The 18,534-nt window shown below is 69.3% G+C and carries 18 protein-coding genes; 5 read left to right on the top strand and 13 right to left on the bottom strand.

The genetic code is table 11. The annotated features are described in order from the left end of the window. The first annotated feature begins 107 nt into the window (after positions 1 to 107). The 3 genes from ACW17W_RS14170 to mce are packed head-to-tail and all read left to right on the top strand — an operon-like array spanning position 108 to position 4,065. Entirely contained in the window at positions 108 to 1,490 is a 1,383-nt protein-coding gene (locus tag ACW17W_RS14170; RefSeq protein ID WP_492077543.1) for a methylmalonyl-CoA mutase family protein, read from the top strand. Continuing rightward, on the top strand, positions 1,487 to 3,646 hold the full coding sequence (gene scpA / locus ACW17W_RS14175) for a methylmalonyl-CoA mutase (RefSeq protein ID WP_492077544.1): 2,160 nt from the start codon (positions 1,487 to 1,489) through the stop codon (positions 3,644 to 3,646). The genes ACW17W_RS14170 and scpA overlap by 4 nt, the downstream gene beginning before the upstream one ends. Continuing rightward, entirely contained in the window at positions 3,643 to 4,065 is a 423-nt protein-coding gene (gene mce, locus ACW17W_RS14180) for a methylmalonyl-CoA epimerase (RefSeq protein ID WP_492077545.1), read from the top strand. Before scpA ends, mce begins: the two co-directional genes overlap by 4 nt. Before the next feature lie 194 nt (positions 4,066 to 4,259). Here mce and ACW17W_RS14185 read toward each other — a convergent pair whose 3' ends face one another. Beyond that, entirely contained in the window at positions 4,260 to 4,814 is a 555-nt protein-coding gene (locus tag ACW17W_RS14185) for a hypothetical protein (protein WP_492077546.1), read from the bottom strand. 442 nt (positions 4,815 to 5,256) lie between these two features. Between ACW17W_RS14185 and ACW17W_RS14190 the strand changes: the two genes are divergently transcribed. Beyond that, a complete protein-coding gene (locus ACW17W_RS14190; protein ID WP_492077547.1) occupies positions 5,257 to 5,553 on the top strand; it encodes a helix-turn-helix domain-containing protein in 297 nt (98 codons plus the stop codon). A gap of 188 nt (positions 5,554 to 5,741) precedes the next feature. Here the strand turns inward: ACW17W_RS14190 and ACW17W_RS14195 are convergent, their stop codons facing one another. The 6 genes from ACW17W_RS14195 to uvrB form a co-directional block, all read right to left on the bottom strand. Then, on the bottom strand, positions 5,742 to 5,933 hold the full coding sequence (locus ACW17W_RS14195) for a hypothetical protein (protein ID WP_492077548.1): 192 nt from the start codon (positions 5,931 to 5,933) through the stop codon (positions 5,742 to 5,744). Between the two features lie 218 nt (positions 5,934 to 6,151). Then, on the bottom strand, positions 6,152 to 6,556 hold the full coding sequence (locus tag ACW17W_RS14200) for a DpnI domain-containing protein (protein ID WP_492077549.1): 405 nt from the start codon (positions 6,554 to 6,556) through the stop codon (positions 6,152 to 6,154). Positions 6,557 to 6,743: 187 nt separating this feature from the next. Continuing rightward, positions 6,744 to 6,962, bottom strand: coding sequence for a hypothetical protein (locus ACW17W_RS14205; RefSeq protein WP_492077550.1), 219 nt, complete (start codon positions 6,960 to 6,962; stop codon positions 6,744 to 6,746). A gap of 204 nt (positions 6,963 to 7,166) precedes the next feature. After that, on the bottom strand, positions 7,167 to 7,511 hold the full coding sequence (locus tag ACW17W_RS14210; protein WP_492077551.1) for a type II toxin-antitoxin system RelE/ParE family toxin: 345 nt from the start codon (positions 7,509 to 7,511) through the stop codon (positions 7,167 to 7,169). After that, positions 7,508 to 7,804: a ribbon-helix-helix domain-containing protein gene (locus ACW17W_RS14215; RefSeq protein WP_492077552.1), complete on the bottom strand. Its 297-nt coding sequence runs from the start codon at positions 7,802 to 7,804 to the stop codon at positions 7,508 to 7,510. Before ACW17W_RS14215 ends, ACW17W_RS14210 begins: the two co-directional genes overlap by 4 nt. A 111-nt stretch (positions 7,805 to 7,915) precedes the next feature. Then, positions 7,916 to 10,258, bottom strand: a complete 2,343-nt coding sequence (gene uvrB / locus ACW17W_RS14220; protein WP_492077553.1) for an excinuclease ABC subunit UvrB — start codon at positions 10,256 to 10,258, stop codon at positions 7,916 to 7,918. Positions 10,259 to 10,421: 163 nt separating this feature from the next. Here uvrB and ACW17W_RS14225 point away from each other — a divergent pair, with 163 nt between their 5' ends. After that, entirely contained in the window at positions 10,422 to 11,156 is a 735-nt protein-coding gene (locus ACW17W_RS14225) for an extensin family protein (protein WP_492077554.1), read from the top strand. A 6-nt stretch (positions 11,157 to 11,162) separates the two neighbouring features. On the opposite strand, the gene ACW17W_RS14230 is transcribed toward ACW17W_RS14225, so the two are convergent. The 6 genes from ACW17W_RS14230 to ACW17W_RS14255 all read right to left on the bottom strand — a co-directional run bounded on the left by ACW17W_RS14230 (position 11,163) and on the right by ACW17W_RS14255 (position 18,378). Next, positions 11,163 to 12,080, bottom strand: coding sequence for a hypothetical protein (locus ACW17W_RS14230; protein WP_492077555.1), 918 nt, complete (start codon positions 12,078 to 12,080; stop codon positions 11,163 to 11,165). A gap of 112 nt (positions 12,081 to 12,192) precedes the next feature. Continuing rightward, positions 12,193 to 13,071, bottom strand: a complete 879-nt coding sequence (locus ACW17W_RS14235) for an alpha/beta fold hydrolase (protein ID WP_492077556.1) — start codon at positions 13,069 to 13,071, stop codon at positions 12,193 to 12,195. A gap of 25 nt (positions 13,072 to 13,096) precedes the next feature. Next, the gene (locus ACW17W_RS14240) at positions 13,097 to 13,345 is read right to left on the bottom strand and encodes a helix-turn-helix domain-containing protein (RefSeq protein ID WP_492077557.1); all 249 of its coding nucleotides are present in this window, start codon (positions 13,343 to 13,345) and stop codon (positions 13,097 to 13,099) included. After that, a complete protein-coding gene (locus ACW17W_RS14245; protein WP_492077558.1) occupies positions 13,345 to 13,947 on the bottom strand; it encodes a DUF2975 domain-containing protein in 603 nt (200 codons plus the stop codon). The genes ACW17W_RS14240 and ACW17W_RS14245 overlap by 1 nt, the downstream gene beginning before the upstream one ends. An 85-nt stretch (positions 13,948 to 14,032) precedes the next feature. Beyond that, positions 14,033 to 17,257, bottom strand: coding sequence for an efflux RND transporter permease subunit (locus ACW17W_RS14250; protein ID WP_492080326.1), 3,225 nt, complete (start codon positions 17,255 to 17,257; stop codon positions 14,033 to 14,035). Continuing rightward, the gene (locus ACW17W_RS14255; protein WP_492077559.1) at positions 17,257 to 18,378 is read right to left on the bottom strand and encodes an efflux RND transporter periplasmic adaptor subunit; all 1,122 of its coding nucleotides are present in this window, start codon (positions 18,376 to 18,378) and stop codon (positions 17,257 to 17,259) included. The genes ACW17W_RS14250 and ACW17W_RS14255 overlap by 1 nt, the downstream gene beginning before the upstream one ends. Positions 18,379 to 18,534: the final 156 nt, after the last annotated feature.

An 18,534-nucleotide genomic window follows, 5' to 3' on the forward strand; every position in this document is an offset into this window, starting at 1 on the left:
CGCGAACCTGTCGCGGACGCGCCTGTGTCCGCCATCGCCTTCGCTTCGCTGCGGCGCCGCCTTGTTCCGGGTCTCCGCTGCGCTTCGCCCGGAATGACGAAAAAAAAATGACCTTCCCCCTCCCCACCCCGCTCGAATGGCGCGACTCCGCCCAGAAGGCCCTCAAGGATCGGCCGCTGGAATCGCTGATCCATCTGGACGCCGACCATCTGACCGTCCGCCCCCTCTATGGCGATGCGACGGGCGTGGAGCCCATCTTCGCGCCGCGCCCGTCCGACGCCGACGGCCGCGCCTGGGACCTGCGCACCCCGGTCGAGGGCGAGGATGCCGAGGCCGTCAACGCCGCCGTCCTGACCGACCTCGAGGGCGGCGCCGCCTCGGTGCTGATCTCGGGCGGCGTCGCGACCGACGCGGCGCAACTCGCCCGCGCGCTGGACGGCGTGGCGCTGGAACTGGCCGCCGTGGCGCTGGACGCAGGCCTGAACGGCCCCGCCGCCGCCGACGCCCTGGCCGCCGTCGCCAGGGGCGCCCCGCGCGCCAAACTGGCCTTCCACCTCGACCCGATTTCCGCCTTCGCCGGGGCCGGAGGCGGCGATCGTCCGTCGACGGACTATGTGACCGAGGCCGCCGCCTGCGCCGCCCGCCATGCCGACGCCTATCCCGACGCCAGCCTGTTCCTCGCCTCCGGCCGCGTGGTCCACGAGGCGGGTGGATCGGCCGCACAGGAACTGGGCTTCGCCGCCGCCTCGGCCATCGCCCTGATCGACGCCGGCGTCGAGGCCGGCCTGCCCGTCGAACGCGTCCTGTCCGGGGTCGTACTCGGCGTCTCGGTGGATCAGACCTATTTCGACGCCCTGGCCAAGGTCCGCGCCCTGCGCCTGATCTGGAAGACCATCTCCGGCGCATACGGCCACGAGACCCCCGCCGTGATAGAGGCCCGGTCGTCGCGGCGGATGCTGGCGGCCCGCGATCCCTGGCCCAACCTGCTGCGCCTCACCGCCGCCGGGTTCGCCGGAGCGGTGGGCGGGGCCGATGTCGTGGTGCTGGACGGCTTCACCCGCGCCTCGGGCCGGCCCGACGCCTTCGCCCGGCGACAGGCCCGCAACACCCAGATCGTGCTGATGGAAGAGGCCCATCTCGGCCGCGTCGACGATCCCGCCGCCGGCAGCTGGTTCCTCGACAGCCGCACCCATGACCTCGCGACCGCCGGCTGGGCCGAGGCGCAGCGCATCGCGCGGGAGGGCGGCCTGATCGCCTCGCTGGAAGGCGGCGCCGTCCAGTCCCGCGTCGCCGCCGCCCGCGCCGCCTGGCTGCCCGGCTTCACCGACGGCCGCGAGGCGATCATCGGGGTGACGAAATACATCGACCCGGACGTCCGCCCCGCCCCGGTCGAGGCCGCGCCGCCGGCCCTCGCGCCCACGCCCGCCTTCGCCATCGCCCCCCTGGAGGCGGTCCGCGCCGCTGCAGCCTTCGAGGAGGCCCTGGCATGAGCCGCCCCGACTTCACCAGAATCCCCCTCGACCTGACCCCGACCGGCGCCGGACCCGCCCGCGCCCCCTGGACCACGCCCGAGGGGATCACCGTCGCCCCCGTCTATGGCGCCGCCGACATCGACGACCTCGACCAGATCCACGGCCTGCCCGGCTTCGCGCCCTTCCTGCGCGGCCCCTATCCGACCATGTATGCCGGCAATCCCTGGACTATCCGCCAGTACGCCGGCTTCTCCACCGCCGAGGAATCCAACGCCTTCTACCGCCGCAACCTGGCGGCCGGTCAGAAGGGGCTCTCGATCGCCTTCGATCTCGCCACCCACCGGGGCTACGATTCCGACCACCCGCGGGTGAAGGGCGACGTCGGCATGGCGGGGGTGGCGATCGATTCCATCCTCGACATGCGCACCCTGTTCGACGGCATTCCGCTGGACCAGATGTCGGTGTCGATGACCATGAACGGCGCCGTCCTGCCGATCCTGGCCCTCTATGTCGTGGCGGCCGAGGAGCAGGGCGTTCCCCACGCCAGACTGACCGGGACCATCCAGAACGACATCCTCAAGGAGTTCATGGTCCGCAACACCTATATCTACCCCCCCGCCCCCTCGATGCGGATCATCGCCGACATCTTCGCCTGGACGGCGAAGGAGACGCCGAAGTTCAACTCCATCTCCATCTCCGGCTACCATATGCAGGAGGCCGGGGCCTCGGCGGACATCGAGCTGGCCTATACGCTGGCGGACGGCGTCGAATATCTACGCGCCGGGGTGGCGGCGGGGATGGCGGTCGACGCCTTTGCGCCGCGGCTGAGCTTCTTCTGGGCCATCGGCATGAACTATTTCATGGAGGTGGCCAAGATGCGGGCGGGCCGCCTGCTGTGGGCCGAGGCGGTGCGGCGCGAGGGCGGGACCGATCCGAAATCCCTGTCCCTGCGCGCCCATTGCCAGACCTCCGGCTGGTCGCTGGCGGCCCAGGACGTGTTCAACAATGTGCCCCGCACCATGGTCGAGGCCATGGCGGCGGCGGGCGGCCAGACCCAGTCCCTGCACACCAACGCCCTGGACGAGGCCCTGGCCCTGCCGACCGACTTCTCGGCCCGGATCGCGCGCAACACCCAGATCCTGCTGCAGCAGGAGACCGGCCTGACCCGGGTCATCGACCCCTGGGGCGGCTCCTACTATGTCGAGCGCCTGACCCACGAACTGGCCGAGAAGGCCCGCGCCCATATGGCGGAAATCGAGGGCCTGGGCGGCATGGCCAAGGCCATCGAGGCCGGCATTCCCAAGCTGCGCATCGAGGCCTCGGCCGCCAAAACCCAGGCCCGGATCGATACGGGCCAGCAGACCGTCGTGGGCGTCAACGCCTTCCTGTCCCCCACGCCCGACGACATCCCGATGCTGAAGGTCGACAACGCCGCCGTCCTGTCGGCCCAGATCGACAAGCTGAAACGCCTGCGCGCCGAACGCGACGAGGCCGCTGCGCAGGCCGCCCTGACCGCCCTGACCGAGGGGGCGCGGGGCGCGGCCAACCTGCTGGAGCTGGCCGTCCGCGCCGCCCGGGCCCACGCCACGGTCGGCGAGATCTCCGACGCCCTGGAGGCCGCCTTCGGCCGCCACGTCGCCTCGGTCCAGACCGTCTCGGGCGTCTATGCCCGCGAGGCCGGGGCCGACCCCCGCTTCGCCCGCGCCCGCGACATGGTCGCCGCCTTCGTCGAGAACGACGGCGGCCCGCCGCGCATCCTGATCGCCAAACTGGGCCAGGACGGCCACGACCGGGGCCAGAAGGTCGTCGCCACCGGATACGGCGACCTGGGCTTCGACGTCACCGCCGGCGCCCTGTTCCAGACCCCGGCCGAGGCCGCCCGCGACGCGGTGGCCTCAAACGTCCACGCCGTCGGCGCCTCGTCGCTGGCCGCCGGACACCTGACCCTGGTGCCGGAACTGAAGGCCGAGCTGGAGCGGCTGGGCCGCCCCGACATCATGATCGTGGTCGGCGGCGTCATCCCTCCCTCCGACATCCAGCCCCTGATCGACATGGGCGCCGCCGCCGTCTATCCGCCCGGCTCGGCCATCGCCGACACGGCCGTGGACCTGATCGACCGGCTGAACCAGCGCCTCGGCTACGCCCAGCCCGCCCCCGCAAAGGAACCGGCATGATCGGAAACCTGAACCATGTCGGCGTCGCCACCCCCTCGATCGCCGACAGCATCAAACTGTACCGCGACATCCTCGGCGCGACCCGCATCGGCGAGCCCTTTGACCTGCCCGCCCAGGGGGTCCGGGTCTGTTTCATCGACACCCCCACGGCCCAGATCGAACTGATCGAGCCGTATGACGAGACCAGCCCCATCACCGGCTTCCTCGCCAAAAACCCGAAAGGCGGCCAGCACCACGTCTGTTTCGAGGTCGAGGACATCCACGCCGCCGTCGCCGACATGCGGGCGAAAGGCGTGACCCTCCTCGGCACCGGCGAACCCCGCATCGGGGCGCACGGCACGCCGGTGGTCTTCCTGCACCCCCGGGACATGGGCGGGGTGCTGATCGAGCTGATGGAACGGGTGAAGGGGGCGCACTGAAGCCACACACGTCCTCCCCGTTCGCCGCTTGGCGAATGGGGAGGTGGCTGCGAGCCCTCGCGAGCAGACGGAGGGGGCGACCGGGTCGAGGATCAGGGCCCCTATCAGACACCCCCTCGCCCCCTCCGTCACGGCGCGAAGCCGCGCCGCGCCACCTCCCCATTCGCCAAGGGGCGAACGGGGAGGACAGATCCCTAAGGCCACTCCTCCGCCACACCCTCCGGCAGCCCATGCTGCTCGCGCCACTCCGCCGTGTTCAGCCGCACCAGGGCCCGGGTCATGACCCACACCGACCCCATCCGCCCCTCGGCGTCCCAGATCGCCCCGGCCCAGTCCTGATCCCGGTTTCGCGCCCGGTCGTCCGCCGCCACCTCGGCCCCCAGATGCTGCGCGCGCCAGTGCAGGATGAAAGGCAGGTGCCACAGGTCGAAATCCTCCGGCCGCTTCCCCACCATCCCCGCCGCCAGGGCCGTCGCCAGTTCCTGCGCCCCGGTCAGCCGAGCCTCGAACGCCTCATACTGCCCCGCCGCGAACGCCGACCATCCCTCCGCCGGCTCGACCGGCCCCAGCGCCGGCTCCGGCCGCCGCCACCCCTCGGCCTCCCGCCGCTTCCACAGGGCCGGCACCCCCACGTCATAGCGACGGGCTGCCGACCGCGCCGTCTCCCCGCCCTCCCACGCCTTGCGCACCTCGACCCAGACGGCGTCCGGGCGGATCTTGCGTCGAAAGCGAACGGGTTCCTCGGTCATGGGCGCGGAGGATAGGGCGCCGGAACGTCAGGCGCGGACGTGTCCGTCGCCGCCCCGTCTCCTCCCTGTCGGCGAAGCCGATGGGGTCGGGGACGATCGCACCGCGATCGGACGACGGGCTTGAAGCGCAGCGAAGAGACGGAGGGGTTCTGTCCGCCGCACGCCCTTCCTTTCGTCATTCCGGGCGAACCCCGGCGAAAGCCGGGGGGAGACCCGGAACAGGGCGGCGCCTCCCCCGGTCCGGGCTTCGCCCGGCCGGAGGATGACGATGCGAAGCGGCGGCGATGGGTCAGCAGCCGTGTCCGCGACAGCTTCGCGCTCTCGCATTCGTCACCCTCCGACTTGATCGGGGGGCGCCTTGTTCCGGGTCTTCGGCTCGCTTCGCTCACCTCCGCCCGGAATGACGAAAGGGAGGGCGGATCATTTGTGGTACGATGCATCCATGACAGACATGAAGTTCCGCGACCTGTCGCACTTCTCCACCCTCGACGACGTCCTCGACGAGGACGGCATCCGCGAGGCGGTCACCCTGCGCGCGGTCAAGAGCGTGATCGCCCTCCAGCTCCAGCAGGCGATGAAGGCCCAGGGCCTGACCCGCGCCGCCATGGCCGCCGAGATGGAGACCAGCCGCGCCCAACTGAACCGCGTTCTCGACCCGGAGGCGTCGAACGTGACCCTGGACACCCTGAGCCGCGCGGCGCGGGTGCTTGGGCATTCGTTGAAGGTCGAGTTGGTTTAGGCTGCACGTCCCCCATTTCGTCATCCTCCGGCGAGCGGAGCGAGACCGGGGGACCCAGCGGCGCCGAAGGCGATCTTTTCACGCAGGATGTGGACGCGTCGTGTCCGCGACAGGTTCGCGCTCGCGCGCGCCGCTGGGTCCCCCGGTCTGCGCCGCGAAGGCGCGGCTTGCCGGAGGATGACGAAAGGTCAGGGCGTTCGCAGATACGTCCCCCACCCGTTGAACGCCAGCCAGCCGCGATCCCGCAGCACCTGAAGCTGCTGCCTGATCTTGGGGCGGACGTTGTGGTTGTCGGGGTAGAGGGCCGACAGGCTCGCCTCGTGGGCATAGACGTCGTCGAGGGTGAACTCGGGGCGGCCAATCGCCTCGACCGCGTTCATGACGGCGAGCAGCCAGCCGCGCGCGGTCGCAACCCGGTGATGATCAGGTCAAACAGGGGCGTCATCCCAGCCTTTCGTCATTCCGGGCGAACCCCGGCGAAAGCCGGGGGGAGACCCGGAACAAGGCGGCGCCGCAGCGAAGCGAAGGCGATATGTCAGCTCATCCGATCTCAATGTTGGGCGGCGGTGTCCGCGACAGCTTCGCGCTATCGCATTCGTCACCCTCCGACTTGATCGGGGGGCGCCTTGTTCCGGGTCTGCGGCGCAAGAGCGCCTCCGCCCGGAATGACGAAAGTGGGGATTGCGGCGCTCTCACACCGGGGATTGTTCGCCGCCGCCAGCCGCGCCTTCATCGCCCCGTATGCGCCGTTGACCAGCTTGCGGTCGATCCGCCCCTTGGTGGCCTTGAGTTCGTATTCCTCGGCGCAGACGCCGCAATGGAAGTCGGCCACCGGGGAGTTGGCCGCAAAGGCCGTCAGGGGCGCCGCGCCGCAGCTGGTGCAGAAGCCGTTGGCGGCGATCCAGCTCTCGCTCAGCACCCGGGCGTTCTGGGTCGCGCCCTTGAAGACGGCCGCCTCTTCGGCGAAGCCGAGGGTGCTCCAGGGGGTGTCGTCTTGGGCCATGCGCCCACCGTAGCCGGTGGTTTCGATCCCAACAAACCGCTCATCCCCGCGAACGCGGGGACCCAGTCCTTTGGCTGAATGAACAGTTCCAGGTCAGACCCGCCGTTCGTCCTTCAACACCGGTGTCACGCTGGACAGGACTGGGTCCCCGCGTTCGCGGGGATGAGCGGAAGCTGAGGCCGGTGCTTCAGCCCTTGCCGCGCGAGTAGCTGTCGTCCTCAAACCCTTCCAGATCGAGCGCAACAACCCGACGGGCATCAAACTCGACCACGCCCTGCTCTTTCCATTTGATCGACGGGTCGCCGTCATAGGCCATGTCGACGGCCTCTTCGAGGGAGTCGGCTTCGACTTCAGTGGTGTAGTCGACGTAGGCGTCGACGCGGGAGAGGATGGTGAACTTTGGCATGTCGTTCTCTCTTCTGGCTGGAGAAAGAGCTCCATAACAATGGGATAGAAGCAAGAGGCGGAGGTTGTCCGCCCTCTCCCCTTGCGGGAGAGGGAGGCCGCGCACGGGCGCGTCGGCGGCCGTTCTGGCGCGGGCGGGTGAGGGGGCACACCGGCGGCGGACAGGACGGAGGACTGGGTTCGGGACTGGCCGGTTTCCGGGCCATCACCCCAACCGCGCCGGCAAATCCATGCCGTCGTGCAGCAAATGCACGATCTCCACCCTTGCCTCGTCGAAGCGGAAGGCGATGACGTGTCTCGGCCGGTCGACGCGGTCGGGGGCGGGGATGCGGGCGCGGCTGTGGCGGATGGGATAGAGGCGGATGTCGGCGGGAAGGTCTGATGGCGCGCTGACGCCCGGACGCATGGGATCGGTGACGAGGTCGCGATAGGCGGTTTCGATGAGCAGACGGTATCGCGCGCGCGCCAGAGGGCCGAATTTCCGCCGGCTCTCACGCAGGACGTCGCGGACGTCGCCGCGCGCATCCGACGTGATGACGAGGCGTCTCACGCGCGGGGTTGGGTAAACTCAGCCTCCACCTCGGCCTCGATCTCATCGAAATAGGCCGTGATGTCCGTGATCTCGATCCCCTCGCCGCGATCCAGGCTGTCGATGGCCGTTTGCAGCCGGGCGTTCAGCCTGGCCAGTTTGACGTCGTCGTCCTCTTCGGCCGCGGCGTGGTCACGCAGCAACTGCACGGCGTCCGTAATGACGGCCTGACGGTCACGGTAGGCACCGGTGCGGACCTGGTCGTCGACGAAGGCGTCGAGCGCGGGCGGGAGGGTCAGGGCAGACTGGACCATGGGGGGAGGATAGCACGATCGGGGGTGGGACGGAATGTGAGGCCGGTGGGCACAAGGCGCGTCATCGGTCGTACTCCCCATTCCTGCGGAACAGGGAGGACAGGTTAAGGATCAGAGCCGCCCCTTCCTGAACGCCTCCGCCTTCTCCGCCGCCGCCTCGGCGCGCCATTTCTTCGGGGCGGACTTGTCGACGGTCTCGCCCTCGCCGGTCAGGACCTCGTTGGCGAATTCCAGGTCCATCAGCTTCATGCGTTTGATCTCGTCGCGCAGGCGGGCGGCGGTTTCGAATTCGAGGTTGGAGGCGGCCTCGCGCATCTTCGCCTCCATGTCCTTGAGGGCGGCCTGGAAGTTGGAGCCGGTGAAGGGTTTGGCCTCCTCCTTCACGCCGGGCGAGGTCAGCCGGTCCAGGGCGCGGGACTCATAGGGGCTGTCGAGGATGTCCTTGATCTCGCGCTTGACGCTCTCGGGCGTGATGCCGTGTTCGGTATTGTATTCGACCTGTTTCTCGCGTCGGCGGTCGGTCTCGGCGATGGCGCGCTCCATCGAGCCGGTCATGCGGTCGGCGTAGAGGATGACGCGGCCGTCGACGTTGCGCGCGGCGCGGCCGATGGTCTGGATCAATGAGGTCTCGGAGCGGAGGAAGCCCTCCTTGTCCGCATCGAGGATGGCGACCAGGCCGCACTCGGGGATGTCCAGCCCCTCACGCAGCAGGTTGATGCCGATCAGGCAGTCGAAGGCGCCCAGCCGCAGGTCGCGCAGGATCTCGATTCGCTCCAGGGTGTCGACGTCGGAGTGCATGTAGCGGACCCGGACGCCCTGTTCGTGCATATATTCCGTCAGGTCCTCGGCCATCTTCTTGGTCAATGTGGTGACCAGGGAGCGGTAGCCGGCGGCGGTGGTGGCCTTGACCTCGTCGATGACGTCGTCGACCTGGTTGCGGGTCTGGCCGCTGACCGGGCGGATCTCGACCGGGGGGTCGATCAGGCCGGTGGGGCGGATGACCTGTTCGACGAAGACGCCGCCGGTCTGGTCCATCTCCCACTTGCCGGGGGTGGCCGAGACATGGACCGTCTGGGGCCGCATGGCGTCCCATTCGTCGAACTTCAGCGGGCGGTTGTCGATGCAGGACGGCAGGCGGAAGCCGTATTCGGCCAGGGTCGACTTGCGCGCATAGTCGCCCCGGAACATGCCGTTGATCTGGCCGATGGTGACGTGGCTCTCGTCGACGAACAGCAGGGAGTTGTCGGGGATGTATTCGAAGAAGGTCGGCGGCGGCTCGCCGGGCGCCCGGCCGGTCAGCCAGCGGGAATAGTTCTCGATCCCGGCGCAGGAGCCGGTGGCCTCCATCATCTCCAGATCGAAGCGCACCCGCTGTTCCAGCCGCTGGGCCTCCAGCAGCTTGCCGTTCTCGATCATCCAGTCGAGCGTCTCCTTCAGCTCGGCCTTGATGCCGTGCATGGCCTGGTTGAGGGAGGGGCGCGGGGTCACATAGTGGCTGGCGGCATAGACGGTGACCTCCTCCAGATCGGCGGTCTTCTTGCCGTTCAGGGGGTCGAACTCGGCGATGGATTCGATCTCGTCGCCGAAAAGGCTGACGCGCCAGGCCCGGTCCTCCATGTGGACGGGGAAGATCTCGATCGTGTCGCCGCGTTTGCGGAACATGCCGCGGTCGAAGGCGACGTCGTTGCGCTTGTACTGGAGCGCGATCAGGTCGGCGCGGAGCTTGGACTCATCGATCTGGTCCCCGACCTTCAGGGTGAAGGTCATGGCGGTATAGGTCTCCACCGAGCCGATGCCGTAGATGCAGGAGACGGAGGCCACGACGATGACGTCGTCCCGCTCCAGAATCGCCCGCGTCGCCGAGTGCCGCATGCGGTCGATCTGCTCGTTTATACTTGAGTCCTTCTCAATATATGTGTCGGTTCTTGGAACATATGCTTCAGGTTGATAATAATCGTAATACGATACAAAGTATTCGACAGCGTTATCCGGGAAGAAACTCTTGAACTCGGAATAGAGCTGGGCGGCCAGGGTCTTGTTGTGGGCGAGGATCAGGGCCGGGCGCTGGGTCTGTTCGATGACCTTGGCCATGGTGAAGGTCTTGCCCGAGCCGGTGACGCCCAGCAGGACCTGGTCGCGGTCGCCGGCCTCGGCCTGGGCGACCAGTTCGGCGATGGCCGAGGGCTGGTCGCCGGCGGGGGTGTATTTCGTCTCCAGCCGGAAGACGCCGCCCTTCTTCTTGCCCTCGTGCGCGGGGCGGTGGGGGACCCAGTCGTCGGGCTTGCCGGGGGCCTCGGCCGGGGTCAGGCGCGGGCCGGTGACCGGGGCGAACATCGGCATCTTGCCCGTGTCGTGGATGAAGGCGGCGGCGGCCTCCCTCACGCCCGCGTTCGGGGTGTGGACCGGCTTCTGGATGACAGGGGCGGACCCCTTGGGCGTGGAGGAACGGTTCATGAACGGAACTTAGTGCGGCAGGGGCGTTGTCGCCAGTCAAGGTCCGGGGCCGGCGAACGGATGCTGACATCCCCCGGTCGAGCCGGGGGATGACGAGGGGTCAGCAGACCGGGTCTCGAGGCGGCCGCCACCGACCGGCGCGAATCCGGTTAGGCTCGGGATGATGAAGCGCGCGGTTGTCATCCTCGGCCTGAGCCTGCTGGCCGCCTGCGGGCGGCTGATCCCCGACGCCCCGGGGCCGGGGCAGACCGGGCCGAGGCCCTATCTGCCGGGCCGGACGCCGGGGCCGTCGGGCGACAATCTGATCGACCGTCCGATCGACGACGGCACATTCGGGCGGTTGCAGCGCGCCACCGGCGACCTGCAGACCTGTGTCGCGGTGCTGGGGGCGGCGCGGGTGACCTTCTCGCCGACGCCGGACCGGGTGAACTCGGCGACCTGCGGACTGACGCAGGCGGGGGTGCTGGGGCCGGACTACGGCACAAGAGCGCGGATGGCGCCGAATGCGCCGACGACGACCTGCGCTCTCGCGGCGGCGATCAGCGTCTGGCGGCGGCAGTCCGTGGAGCCGGCGGCGCGGGAGATCCTCGGCGCCGGCGTCGACCAGATCGACCATATGGGCGTCTATGCCTGTCGCCCGGTGAACAGCCAGGCGGGCAACCGGCCCAGCGCCCATTCGCGGGCGGCGGCGCTGGATTTCTCCGGCGTGCGGCTGTCGGACGGGCGGCGGATCACGGTGACGAACAACTGGAACAGGACGACGCCCGAGGGCCGGTTCCTGCACCGCATCCGCGACGACGCCTGCAAGGTGTTCGGCACGACCCTGAGCCCCGACTACAACGCCCTGCACCGCGACCACCTCCACCTCGAGGCGGAGAGCGGTCGCCTGTGCCGATAGGGCGGATCAGCGGCGGACGCGGGCGCGGGCTTCCAGATCGGCGAGACGACGCTCCAGATAGGCGCGGTCGTCGGCGCTGGCGCTGAACCGGGCATAGGCGGCGGCCAGGCGGGTCAGGTCCTCGTGCTGGACCCGCAGCTCGGCCTGGGCCGAGGCGTTCAGCCCGCTGTTGGGGAGGGCCCGGGCGATGGCGTCCAGACGCGCCTCGGGCGTGCGGGTCACGGGGGCGCCGCCGCCATAGCCGACATCGCCGATGCGGGCGTCCAGGGCGTCCAGACGGCTCTCGATGTCCTGACGTTCGCGCGCTGTCAGGCCGCCTTGCTGATACTGGGCCTCGGTGCGGACCAGGGCGGCGTAGTCGGCGCGCAGCCGGGTGGCCTCGGTGCGGCTGAGGCGACGGGCGCGGACGGCCGCGTCGACGCGGGCGTCGAACTCGCGCTGGCCGTCGGCCACAGACCGGTAGCCGCCGACGTCATCGCCATAGCCGCCGTCGTCCAGCGCCCGGGTCAGGGCGTCATAGCGGGCGGTCAGGTCCTGACGCTCCTGGGCGGTGAACCGGCCGTCCTGGCCGTAGCGCGCCTCCAGCTGGACCAGGGCGTCATAGTCGGTGCGGAGGCGGTCGGCCGAATACTGCTGGATCGCACCCGACCGGACCTGCGCAGTCAGACGCATGTTGAAGCTCGACTGCTGGGCCGCGAGGGCGCGCCGGCCCCGGCTCCATTCGGCGTCGACCGAGCCGGTCGTCTGACCGCCGAACAGGTTCTGGAGAATCTGGCCGAAGACTTCCTGACCTGACGGCTGGGTCTGGCCATAGGGCTGGGACGGGGCCTGGCCATAGTAGGGCGTCTGGGCCTGGGCCATGCCGGCAGCGGAAAGGACGAGAGCGCCGGCCGCGAGGGCGGTGAGGGTCTTGGGCGATGTCATGGGGTGTCTCCGGGGGTCCGCCGCGTATGGCCGGACCGGTTCGGTGAAATAACGTCGCGCGGCGGCCAAGGTTGCTTCGCGAACGACCGGGACGGCCCGTCATGTGACGACGTTACGCCCGCCGGGGCGTTGCGGCGATGAAGTCGATGATCTGATCCACAAAGGCGGCGGGCTGTTCCAGATACATCAGATGCCCGCTGTCCGGCATGACGACGCGCCGGGCGTCGGGGATCCCGGTCTCCAGCGCCTCGGCCTGACGCTGCACATCGCCGATGTCGACCTGCCCGACCAGGATCAGGGTCGGAACCGCGATCTGGCCCAGATCCGGGCGCGCGGCCCGGGGCGATCGCTCGCTGAGGCCCGCCGCGACATTGCCCGGATGGGCGCGGAGAAGGGTCGCCACGCGGCGGCGGGCGTCCACCGCGTCCCGCGTCAGGATGTACCGGTCGCGGACGGCCAGATCGACCGCGCCGAGCCGGAACAGGGTCAGCAGTTTCAAACCCCGGACGATGAAGCCGAACGACGGCTCGAATCCGCTCACCCAGGGACCGACCAGAACCAGACGATCCACCGACCCGGGATGGGCGAGCGCATAGTCGACGGCCAGTCCGCTGCCGGCCGAGGAGCCGACCAGGGTGGCGTGCGGCATGTCCACCGCGTCCAGCAGGGCCGCGAGATCCTGAACCGGTTGATACGGCCCGGCGGCAGGCGCGGAGGCGCCGTAGCCGCGCCGGTCGTAGCGCACGACGCGGTAACGCCGGCACAGGTCGGCCCAGACGTCATCGAATGCGGCCGAGTGGAGGATGCCGTCATGCAGCAGGACGACGTTTTCCGGGCCCGAGCCGCAGGTTTCATAGGCCAGTCGGCCGCCCTCGACCTCGAGATAGAGGGGCGCCGTCGGGGCGGGGATTTGGGCGTTTGTCCGGACCGGAAGAAGGGCGGACAGCAGGCATGCGGCGGCAATCGCCCGGAAAGGCGTGGCGAAGGACATGAAAATCTCCGTAGATTGAGGCCGGTCAGCCGGTCCGTCTGAGCGATTGCGGTTCCAGCCGGGGATCGACCTCGGGAACATATTCGATGAGATCGGACGGCTGGCAGTCGAGGTAGGCGCAGATGGCGTCGAGGGTCTCGAGCCGGAGACCCTTCACCTTGCCGGACTTGAGCAGCGACAGGTTGGCGTCGGTGATGCCGATGGCGCGGGCGAGCACATTGGACCGCACCTTGCGCCGGGCCAGCATGACGTCGAGACGAAGGACGATCGGCATCAGACGAACGCCTCCCGATCTTCCTCGATTTCCCGCCCCACCTGCATCACCTGACCGATGACGAAGACGAGCAGGCCGAGGATGAAGGCCTGGACGCTGGAGAGGTGGGCCCAGTTCTTGTCAATCTCATAGCCGGTGGCGTCCAGCAGCAGATGGCAGAGCAAGGGCGACAGGGCATAGGCGCAGAGCCAGACGCCGATGCGGCGAAAGTGAACCGCGATGCTGCGCGAAAACACGCGACCCCGGGCGAAATGGGCGAACAGTGACCGCACCGTCCAGAACAGCATGATGATGGGCGTCGCCCTGAGGATCGCCACGACGACATAGGCCAGACGCTGGTCCAGCGGCAGGGAGCCGAAGGCGACCGAATTGGGCGGGCCGCCGCCGATGTAGCAGTTGTCCGGCCCGATCCGGACCCATTCGCCCTTGTAGATCAACATGGTCGCGATGGCCGTGAGGAGGACGACGACCGCCAGACCGAACAGGCCCGCAAACAGCCAGGACAACCCCCGACTGCCGATTCTCACGCGCCGCTGGGCCGGGCTTTCCGGCGCGGGCGACGGGGATGCGGGCTGAAGCCTGAACTGCACGACCGTGGACATGGGCGCCTCCGACAGCCAAGATCATGCGATAATTTATTTCTGTCAATCGATAATTCATCGACGGGGGACGGCTGGTCCTCCGTCGTCAGTCCGCCAGCCTCTCCCGCCCCTCGCTGATCTCCTTCGCCTCCCATTCCTCGATCTTGCGGGCGGTGTATTCGGGAGATTTGGTGAAGCGGGCGAGGACGCCATAGATCACCGGCACCACGAACAGGGTCAGCAGGGTCGAGAACATGGCCCCGGCGAAGATGACCACGCCGATGGTCTGGCGACTGCCGGCGCCCGCCCCCTGCCACAGGACCAGAGGCAGGGCGCCGAAGGCGGTGGCGATGGAGGTCATGATGATGGGCCGCAGACGCAGGGTGGAGGACTCGATGATGGCCTCGCTGATCGACCGGCCCTGGTCGCGCAGCTGGTTGGCGAATTCCACGATCAGGATGCCGTTCTTGGCCGCCACCCCGATCAGGATGATCAGGCCGATCTGGGAATACAGGTTCAGGCTGGAGCCGGCCATGACCAGGCCGAACAGGCCGCCGGCCGCCGCCAGCGGCACCGTCAGCATGATCACCGCCGGGGTGATCCAGCTTTCGAACTGGGCCGCCAGCACAAGGAAGACCAGCAGCAGGGCGAGGCCGAAGGCGGCGATGACGGCGCCGCCGGCCTCCTGCTGGTCGCGGGCCGCGCCGCCCCAGCGCAGGGCGACGACGCCCTGGGGCTGTTCGGCGGCGACATCGGTCAGGAATTTGACGCCGTCGTCCAGGGTGTATCCGGGATTGAGATCGGCCGAGAGGCTGATCGACCTCTGGCGGTCCAGACGACGGCGGTCGGGGGTGTCGCCCGAGGTCTGGGTCGTGACGACCGAGGACAGGGGCACCAGCTGGCCCGAGCCGGTCGAGACATAGAGGCTTTCCAGATCGTCGACCGTGCGGCGATCCTCACGGTCGGTCTGGAGGATGACGTCATACTCCTGACCGCCCTTGATATAGGTGGTGGCGCGGCGCGAGCCGAACATGGTCTCCAGCGTCCGGCCGATCGACTGGGCCGAGACGCCGAGGCCGGCGGCCTTTTCCGGATCGACATCGACCAGCAGGCGGGGCGAGTTGGGCTCATAGTTCAGGCGCGGGCGCGAGAAGCCGGGATTGTCGAGCGAGGCGGCCAGCACCGGCTGAAGCCAGTTGTAGATGTCGGAATATTCCGCGCCGGTGACGATCAGTTCGACCGAGTTGGAGCCCCCGCCCCCGCCGCGCTGGAAGGCGCCCGGCACCGAGGCATTGACCTGGGCGTCGGTCTGGCTGCGCAGCTTGCCATTGACCTCCTGGGCGATCTCGTCGGCTGTGCGGCTGCGTTTCGACCAGTCGGCCAGGATCAGGTTGGCGTTGCCGGAATTATAACTGCCGCCGCCGAAGCCGGGCGCGGAGACCAGATAGCTGTCGGCCTCGCCGCTGGCCCGGTACTCCTCAAGGATGGGTTCGAGGCCCAGCATGATCTTCTTCGTATAGTCGAAACCCGCGCCTTCGGGGCCGGCGACGCGAATTCCGACCCGGCCGCGATCCTCGCCCGGGACCAGTTCGCTGGGCAGGGACAGGAACATGCCGGCGGCGCCCGCCGCGACGACGACGATCAGGCCGATGACGCCGAACAGGGCCACGCGGCGACCCAGCAGGGCGGACAGGGAGTTGCCGTAGGAGGCTCTCAGCGTCTCCATGGCCCCGTCGACGCGCCGGGCCAGCCAGCCGCCGGTCTGGGCCGGTTTCAGGATCTTCGACGCCATCATCGGCGACAGGGTCAGGGCGAGGAAGGCCGAGAAGGCGACCGCAGCAGCGATGGCGGCCGCCAGTTCGACGAACAGCCGTCCGACATAGCCGGGCAGGAACAGCAGGGGGGCGAACACCGACAGCAGGACGATGGTCGTGGCGACGACGGCGAAGAAGACCTGACGCGCGCCCCGTTCGGCGGCGACCAGGGGCGGTTCGCCATGGTCGAGACGACGCTGGATGTTCTCGACCACCACAATGGCGTCATCCACCACCAGACCGATGGCCAGCACAAGGGCCAGCAGGGTCAGGAGATTCAGGGAGAAGCCGAGCGGCGCCAGGACGATGAAGGTGGCCAGCAGGCAGATGGGCGCCACGACCGAGGGGATCAGGGCGGCCCGCAGACTGCCCAGGAAGACGAAGTTGACGATGGCGACCAGGAGCATGGAGATGCCGATGGTGATCCAGACCTCCTCGATGGCGTGGGAGGTGAAGACCGAGTTGTCGGACCCGACCTCCAGGGTCACGCCGGGCGGCAGGCTGGACTGGACGTCCTCCACCAGTTTCGACACGCCTTCGGAGATGGCCAGGTCGTTGGACTGGGCCTGGCGGGTGACGGCCAGACCGACCTGGTCCAGACCATTGCCCCGGAACAGGCGGCGGTCCTCGGCGGGGGCCTCCTCGACGCGGGCGATGTCGCCGAGCCGGGTGACATAGCCGGTGCGGCCCTGGATGGCGCCGGTCGCGCCGCTGGGCAGGGCGGCGGCGGTGGCGGCGCCGGTGGTCTGGGTCGCCGTGGCCGTGGTCGCCGCGCCGCGCGTGCCGATGGGCAGCTGGCGGAAGTCCTCGGGCCGGGCATAGGTGCGGGCGACCCGGACGGTATAGTTCTTCTGGCCCGACTCCAGCTGGCCGGCGGGCAGTTCGACGTTCTGGGTGGTCAGGGCCGTCTCGACGTCGCTCACCGTCAGGCCGCGCGTCGCCATGGCGGCGGCGTCCAGCCAGATGCGCATGGCGTATTGCTGATCGCCATAGATGTTGACCTGGGCCACGCCGGGGACGGTGGCGAGGCGGTCGACCAGATAGCGGTCGGCGTAGTCGGTCAGCTCCAGCCGGTTCATCGAGGTGGACCGCAGAAACAGGATCATGATCGGCTGGCTGTCTGAATCGGCCTTGGCCACCTCGGGCGGGTCGGCCTGATCCGGGAGGCGACCGACGACGCGATTGACCCGGTCGCGCACGTCGTTGGCGGCGTCGTCGATGTTGCGGTCCAGCGAGAACTCGATGTTGACGCTGGAGCGGCCGTCGCGGCTGGTCGAGGTGATCCGCTCGACGCCCTGGATGCCGGCGATCTGTTGCTCCACCGGCTCGGTGATGCGGCTTTCGATGACCTCGGCCGAGGCGCCGGCATAGCTGGTGTTGACCGAGACCACCGGCGGGTCGACGTCCGGCAGCTCGCGCACCGGCAGGAAGAAGAAGGCGGCGGCGCCGATGACGCACAGCACGATGGCCGCCACCGCCGCGAAGACCGGGCGGCGGACCGCGACGTCGGACAGCATCATTTGGCGGCGGCCTTCCCGGCCGGGGCGCCGCCGCGTCCGCCGCCGGTGGTGACCGGGGCATTGGGCTGGATGCGGTTCAGGCCCGAGGCGACGATACGGTCGCCGGCGGCGACGCCGGACAGGATCTCGACGAAGCCGCCCTCGACGGCGCCGGTCTGGACCTCAACGCGCTGGGCCGTCTCGCCCCGGTCGCCGCGGGCGATCCGGTACACATAGGCCGTCTGGCCCTCGTACTGGACGGCGGCCTCCGGCGCGGCGGTGGAGGTGCGCTGGCCCTGGGCCACGGCGACGCGCAGCATCATGCCGGGCAGGATACGCCCGCCCGGGTTGGGAAACTCGGCCCGGGCGGTGACGGCGCGGGTGGTTTCGTTGATGCGGCTGTCGATCAGGGCGATGCGGCCCGAGAAGCCTTCGTCCTTGTAGGCGTCGGCCGTGGCCGTCAGGGGCAGGCCGGGGCGCAGGACGCCGAGATAGCGCTCGGGCACCGGGAAATCGACGCGGATGGTCGAGGTGTCGTCCAGGGTGGCGATGACGCCGCCGGGGCTGACCAGGGTGCCCGGGGTGACGGTGGTCAGGCCCAGCACGCCGGAGAAGGGGGCGCGGATGACCCGGTCGCCGAGCCGGGCGCGGGCGGCATTGAGCGCCGCACGGGCGGAGGCCAGATCGGTCTCGGCCTGTTCGGCGGTGACGCGCGGGGCGATGCCACGGTCGGCCAGGGTCTTGAAGCGATCATACTGGCGCTGCGCCTGATCGACCCGGGCCTGGGCCTCGATGATGCCGGCGTCCTCCTCGCGCGCCTGCAACTGCACGAGGGGGGCGCCCGCCGCGACGCGCTGGCCGTCGGTGAACATGACGCGGGTGATCAGTTCCGAGGTCGAGGAAGTGATATTGACCGACCTCTGGCCCCGGGCGACGCCAAGGACGCGGATCTGGTCGGAGAAGTCGCGGTTCGCCACCGTGGCCACGGCGACCGCCTGGCCCCGACCGCCGCGCCCGCCGCCCGGACCGCCCTTCGTCTCCGCCCCGTCTCCCGCGAAGGCCAGTTTGAACACGACGGCGACGACCATGAGCGCCAGCAGCACTCCGGCCGCGATCAGGAAGAAGTGGCGCTTGATCACGAACAGACGACTCCGGCAGGGAACTGGACCGCCGCAGGACGTCCGACCCGAAGGGTCGAACCGGAGGCGGCGGGACTTGAACGCCGGACCTCCTACAATCCGTCGCGACGGGGGCCAAGTCTATTGCACCGGGCCCGGTTGCGAATACGCCGGGGG

Source organism: Brevundimonas sp. FV1ye29L (assembly GCF_058681095.1).

Bases quoted from the DNA above. Each gene is read 5' to 3' on its own strand.
- ACW17W_RS14170 (WP_492077543.1), top strand. From the start codon at position 108: ATGACCTTCCCCCTCCCCACCCCGCTCGAATGGCGCGACTCCGCCCAG.
- scpA (WP_492077544.1), top strand. From the start codon at position 1,487: ATGAGCCGCCCCGACTTCACCAGAATCCCCCTCGACCTGACCCCGACC.
- mce (WP_492077545.1), top strand. From the start codon at position 3,643: ATGATCGGAAACCTGAACCATGTCGGCGTCGCCACCCCCTCGATCGCC.
- ACW17W_RS14185 (WP_492077546.1), bottom strand. From the start codon at position 4,814: ATGACCGAGGAACCCGTTCGCTTTCGACGCAAGATCCGCCCGGACGCC.
- ACW17W_RS14190 (WP_492077547.1), top strand. From the start codon at position 5,257: ATGACAGACATGAAGTTCCGCGACCTGTCGCACTTCTCCACCCTCGAC.
- ACW17W_RS14195 (WP_492077548.1), bottom strand. From the start codon at position 5,933: ATGAACGCGGTCGAGGCGATTGGCCGCCCCGAGTTCACCCTCGACGAC.
- ACW17W_RS14200 (WP_492077549.1), bottom strand. From the start codon at position 6,556: ATGGCCCAAGACGACACCCCCTGGAGCACCCTCGGCTTCGCCGAAGAG.
- ACW17W_RS14205 (WP_492077550.1), bottom strand. From the start codon at position 6,962: ATGCCAAAGTTCACCATCCTCTCCCGCGTCGACGCCTACGTCGACTAC.
- ACW17W_RS14215 (WP_492077552.1), bottom strand. From the start codon at position 7,804: ATGGTCCAGTCTGCCCTGACCCTCCCGCCCGCGCTCGACGCCTTCGTC.
- uvrB (WP_492077553.1), bottom strand. From the start codon at position 10,258: ATGAACCGTTCCTCCACGCCCAAGGGGTCCGCCCCTGTCATCCAGAAG.
- ACW17W_RS14225 (WP_492077554.1), top strand. From the start codon at position 10,422: ATGAAGCGCGCGGTTGTCATCCTCGGCCTGAGCCTGCTGGCCGCCTGC.
- ACW17W_RS14230 (WP_492077555.1), bottom strand. From the start codon at position 12,080: ATGACATCGCCCAAGACCCTCACCGCCCTCGCGGCCGGCGCTCTCGTC.
- ACW17W_RS14235 (WP_492077556.1), bottom strand. From the start codon at position 13,071: ATGTCCTTCGCCACGCCTTTCCGGGCGATTGCCGCCGCATGCCTGCTG.
- ACW17W_RS14240 (WP_492077557.1), bottom strand. From the start codon at position 13,345: ATGCCGATCGTCCTTCGTCTCGACGTCATGCTGGCCCGGCGCAAGGTG.
- ACW17W_RS14245 (WP_492077558.1), bottom strand. From the start codon at position 13,947: ATGTCCACGGTCGTGCAGTTCAGGCTTCAGCCCGCATCCCCGTCGCCC.
- ACW17W_RS14250 (WP_492080326.1), bottom strand. From the start codon at position 17,257: ATGCTGTCCGACGTCGCGGTCCGCCGCCCGGTCTTCGCGGCGGTGGCG.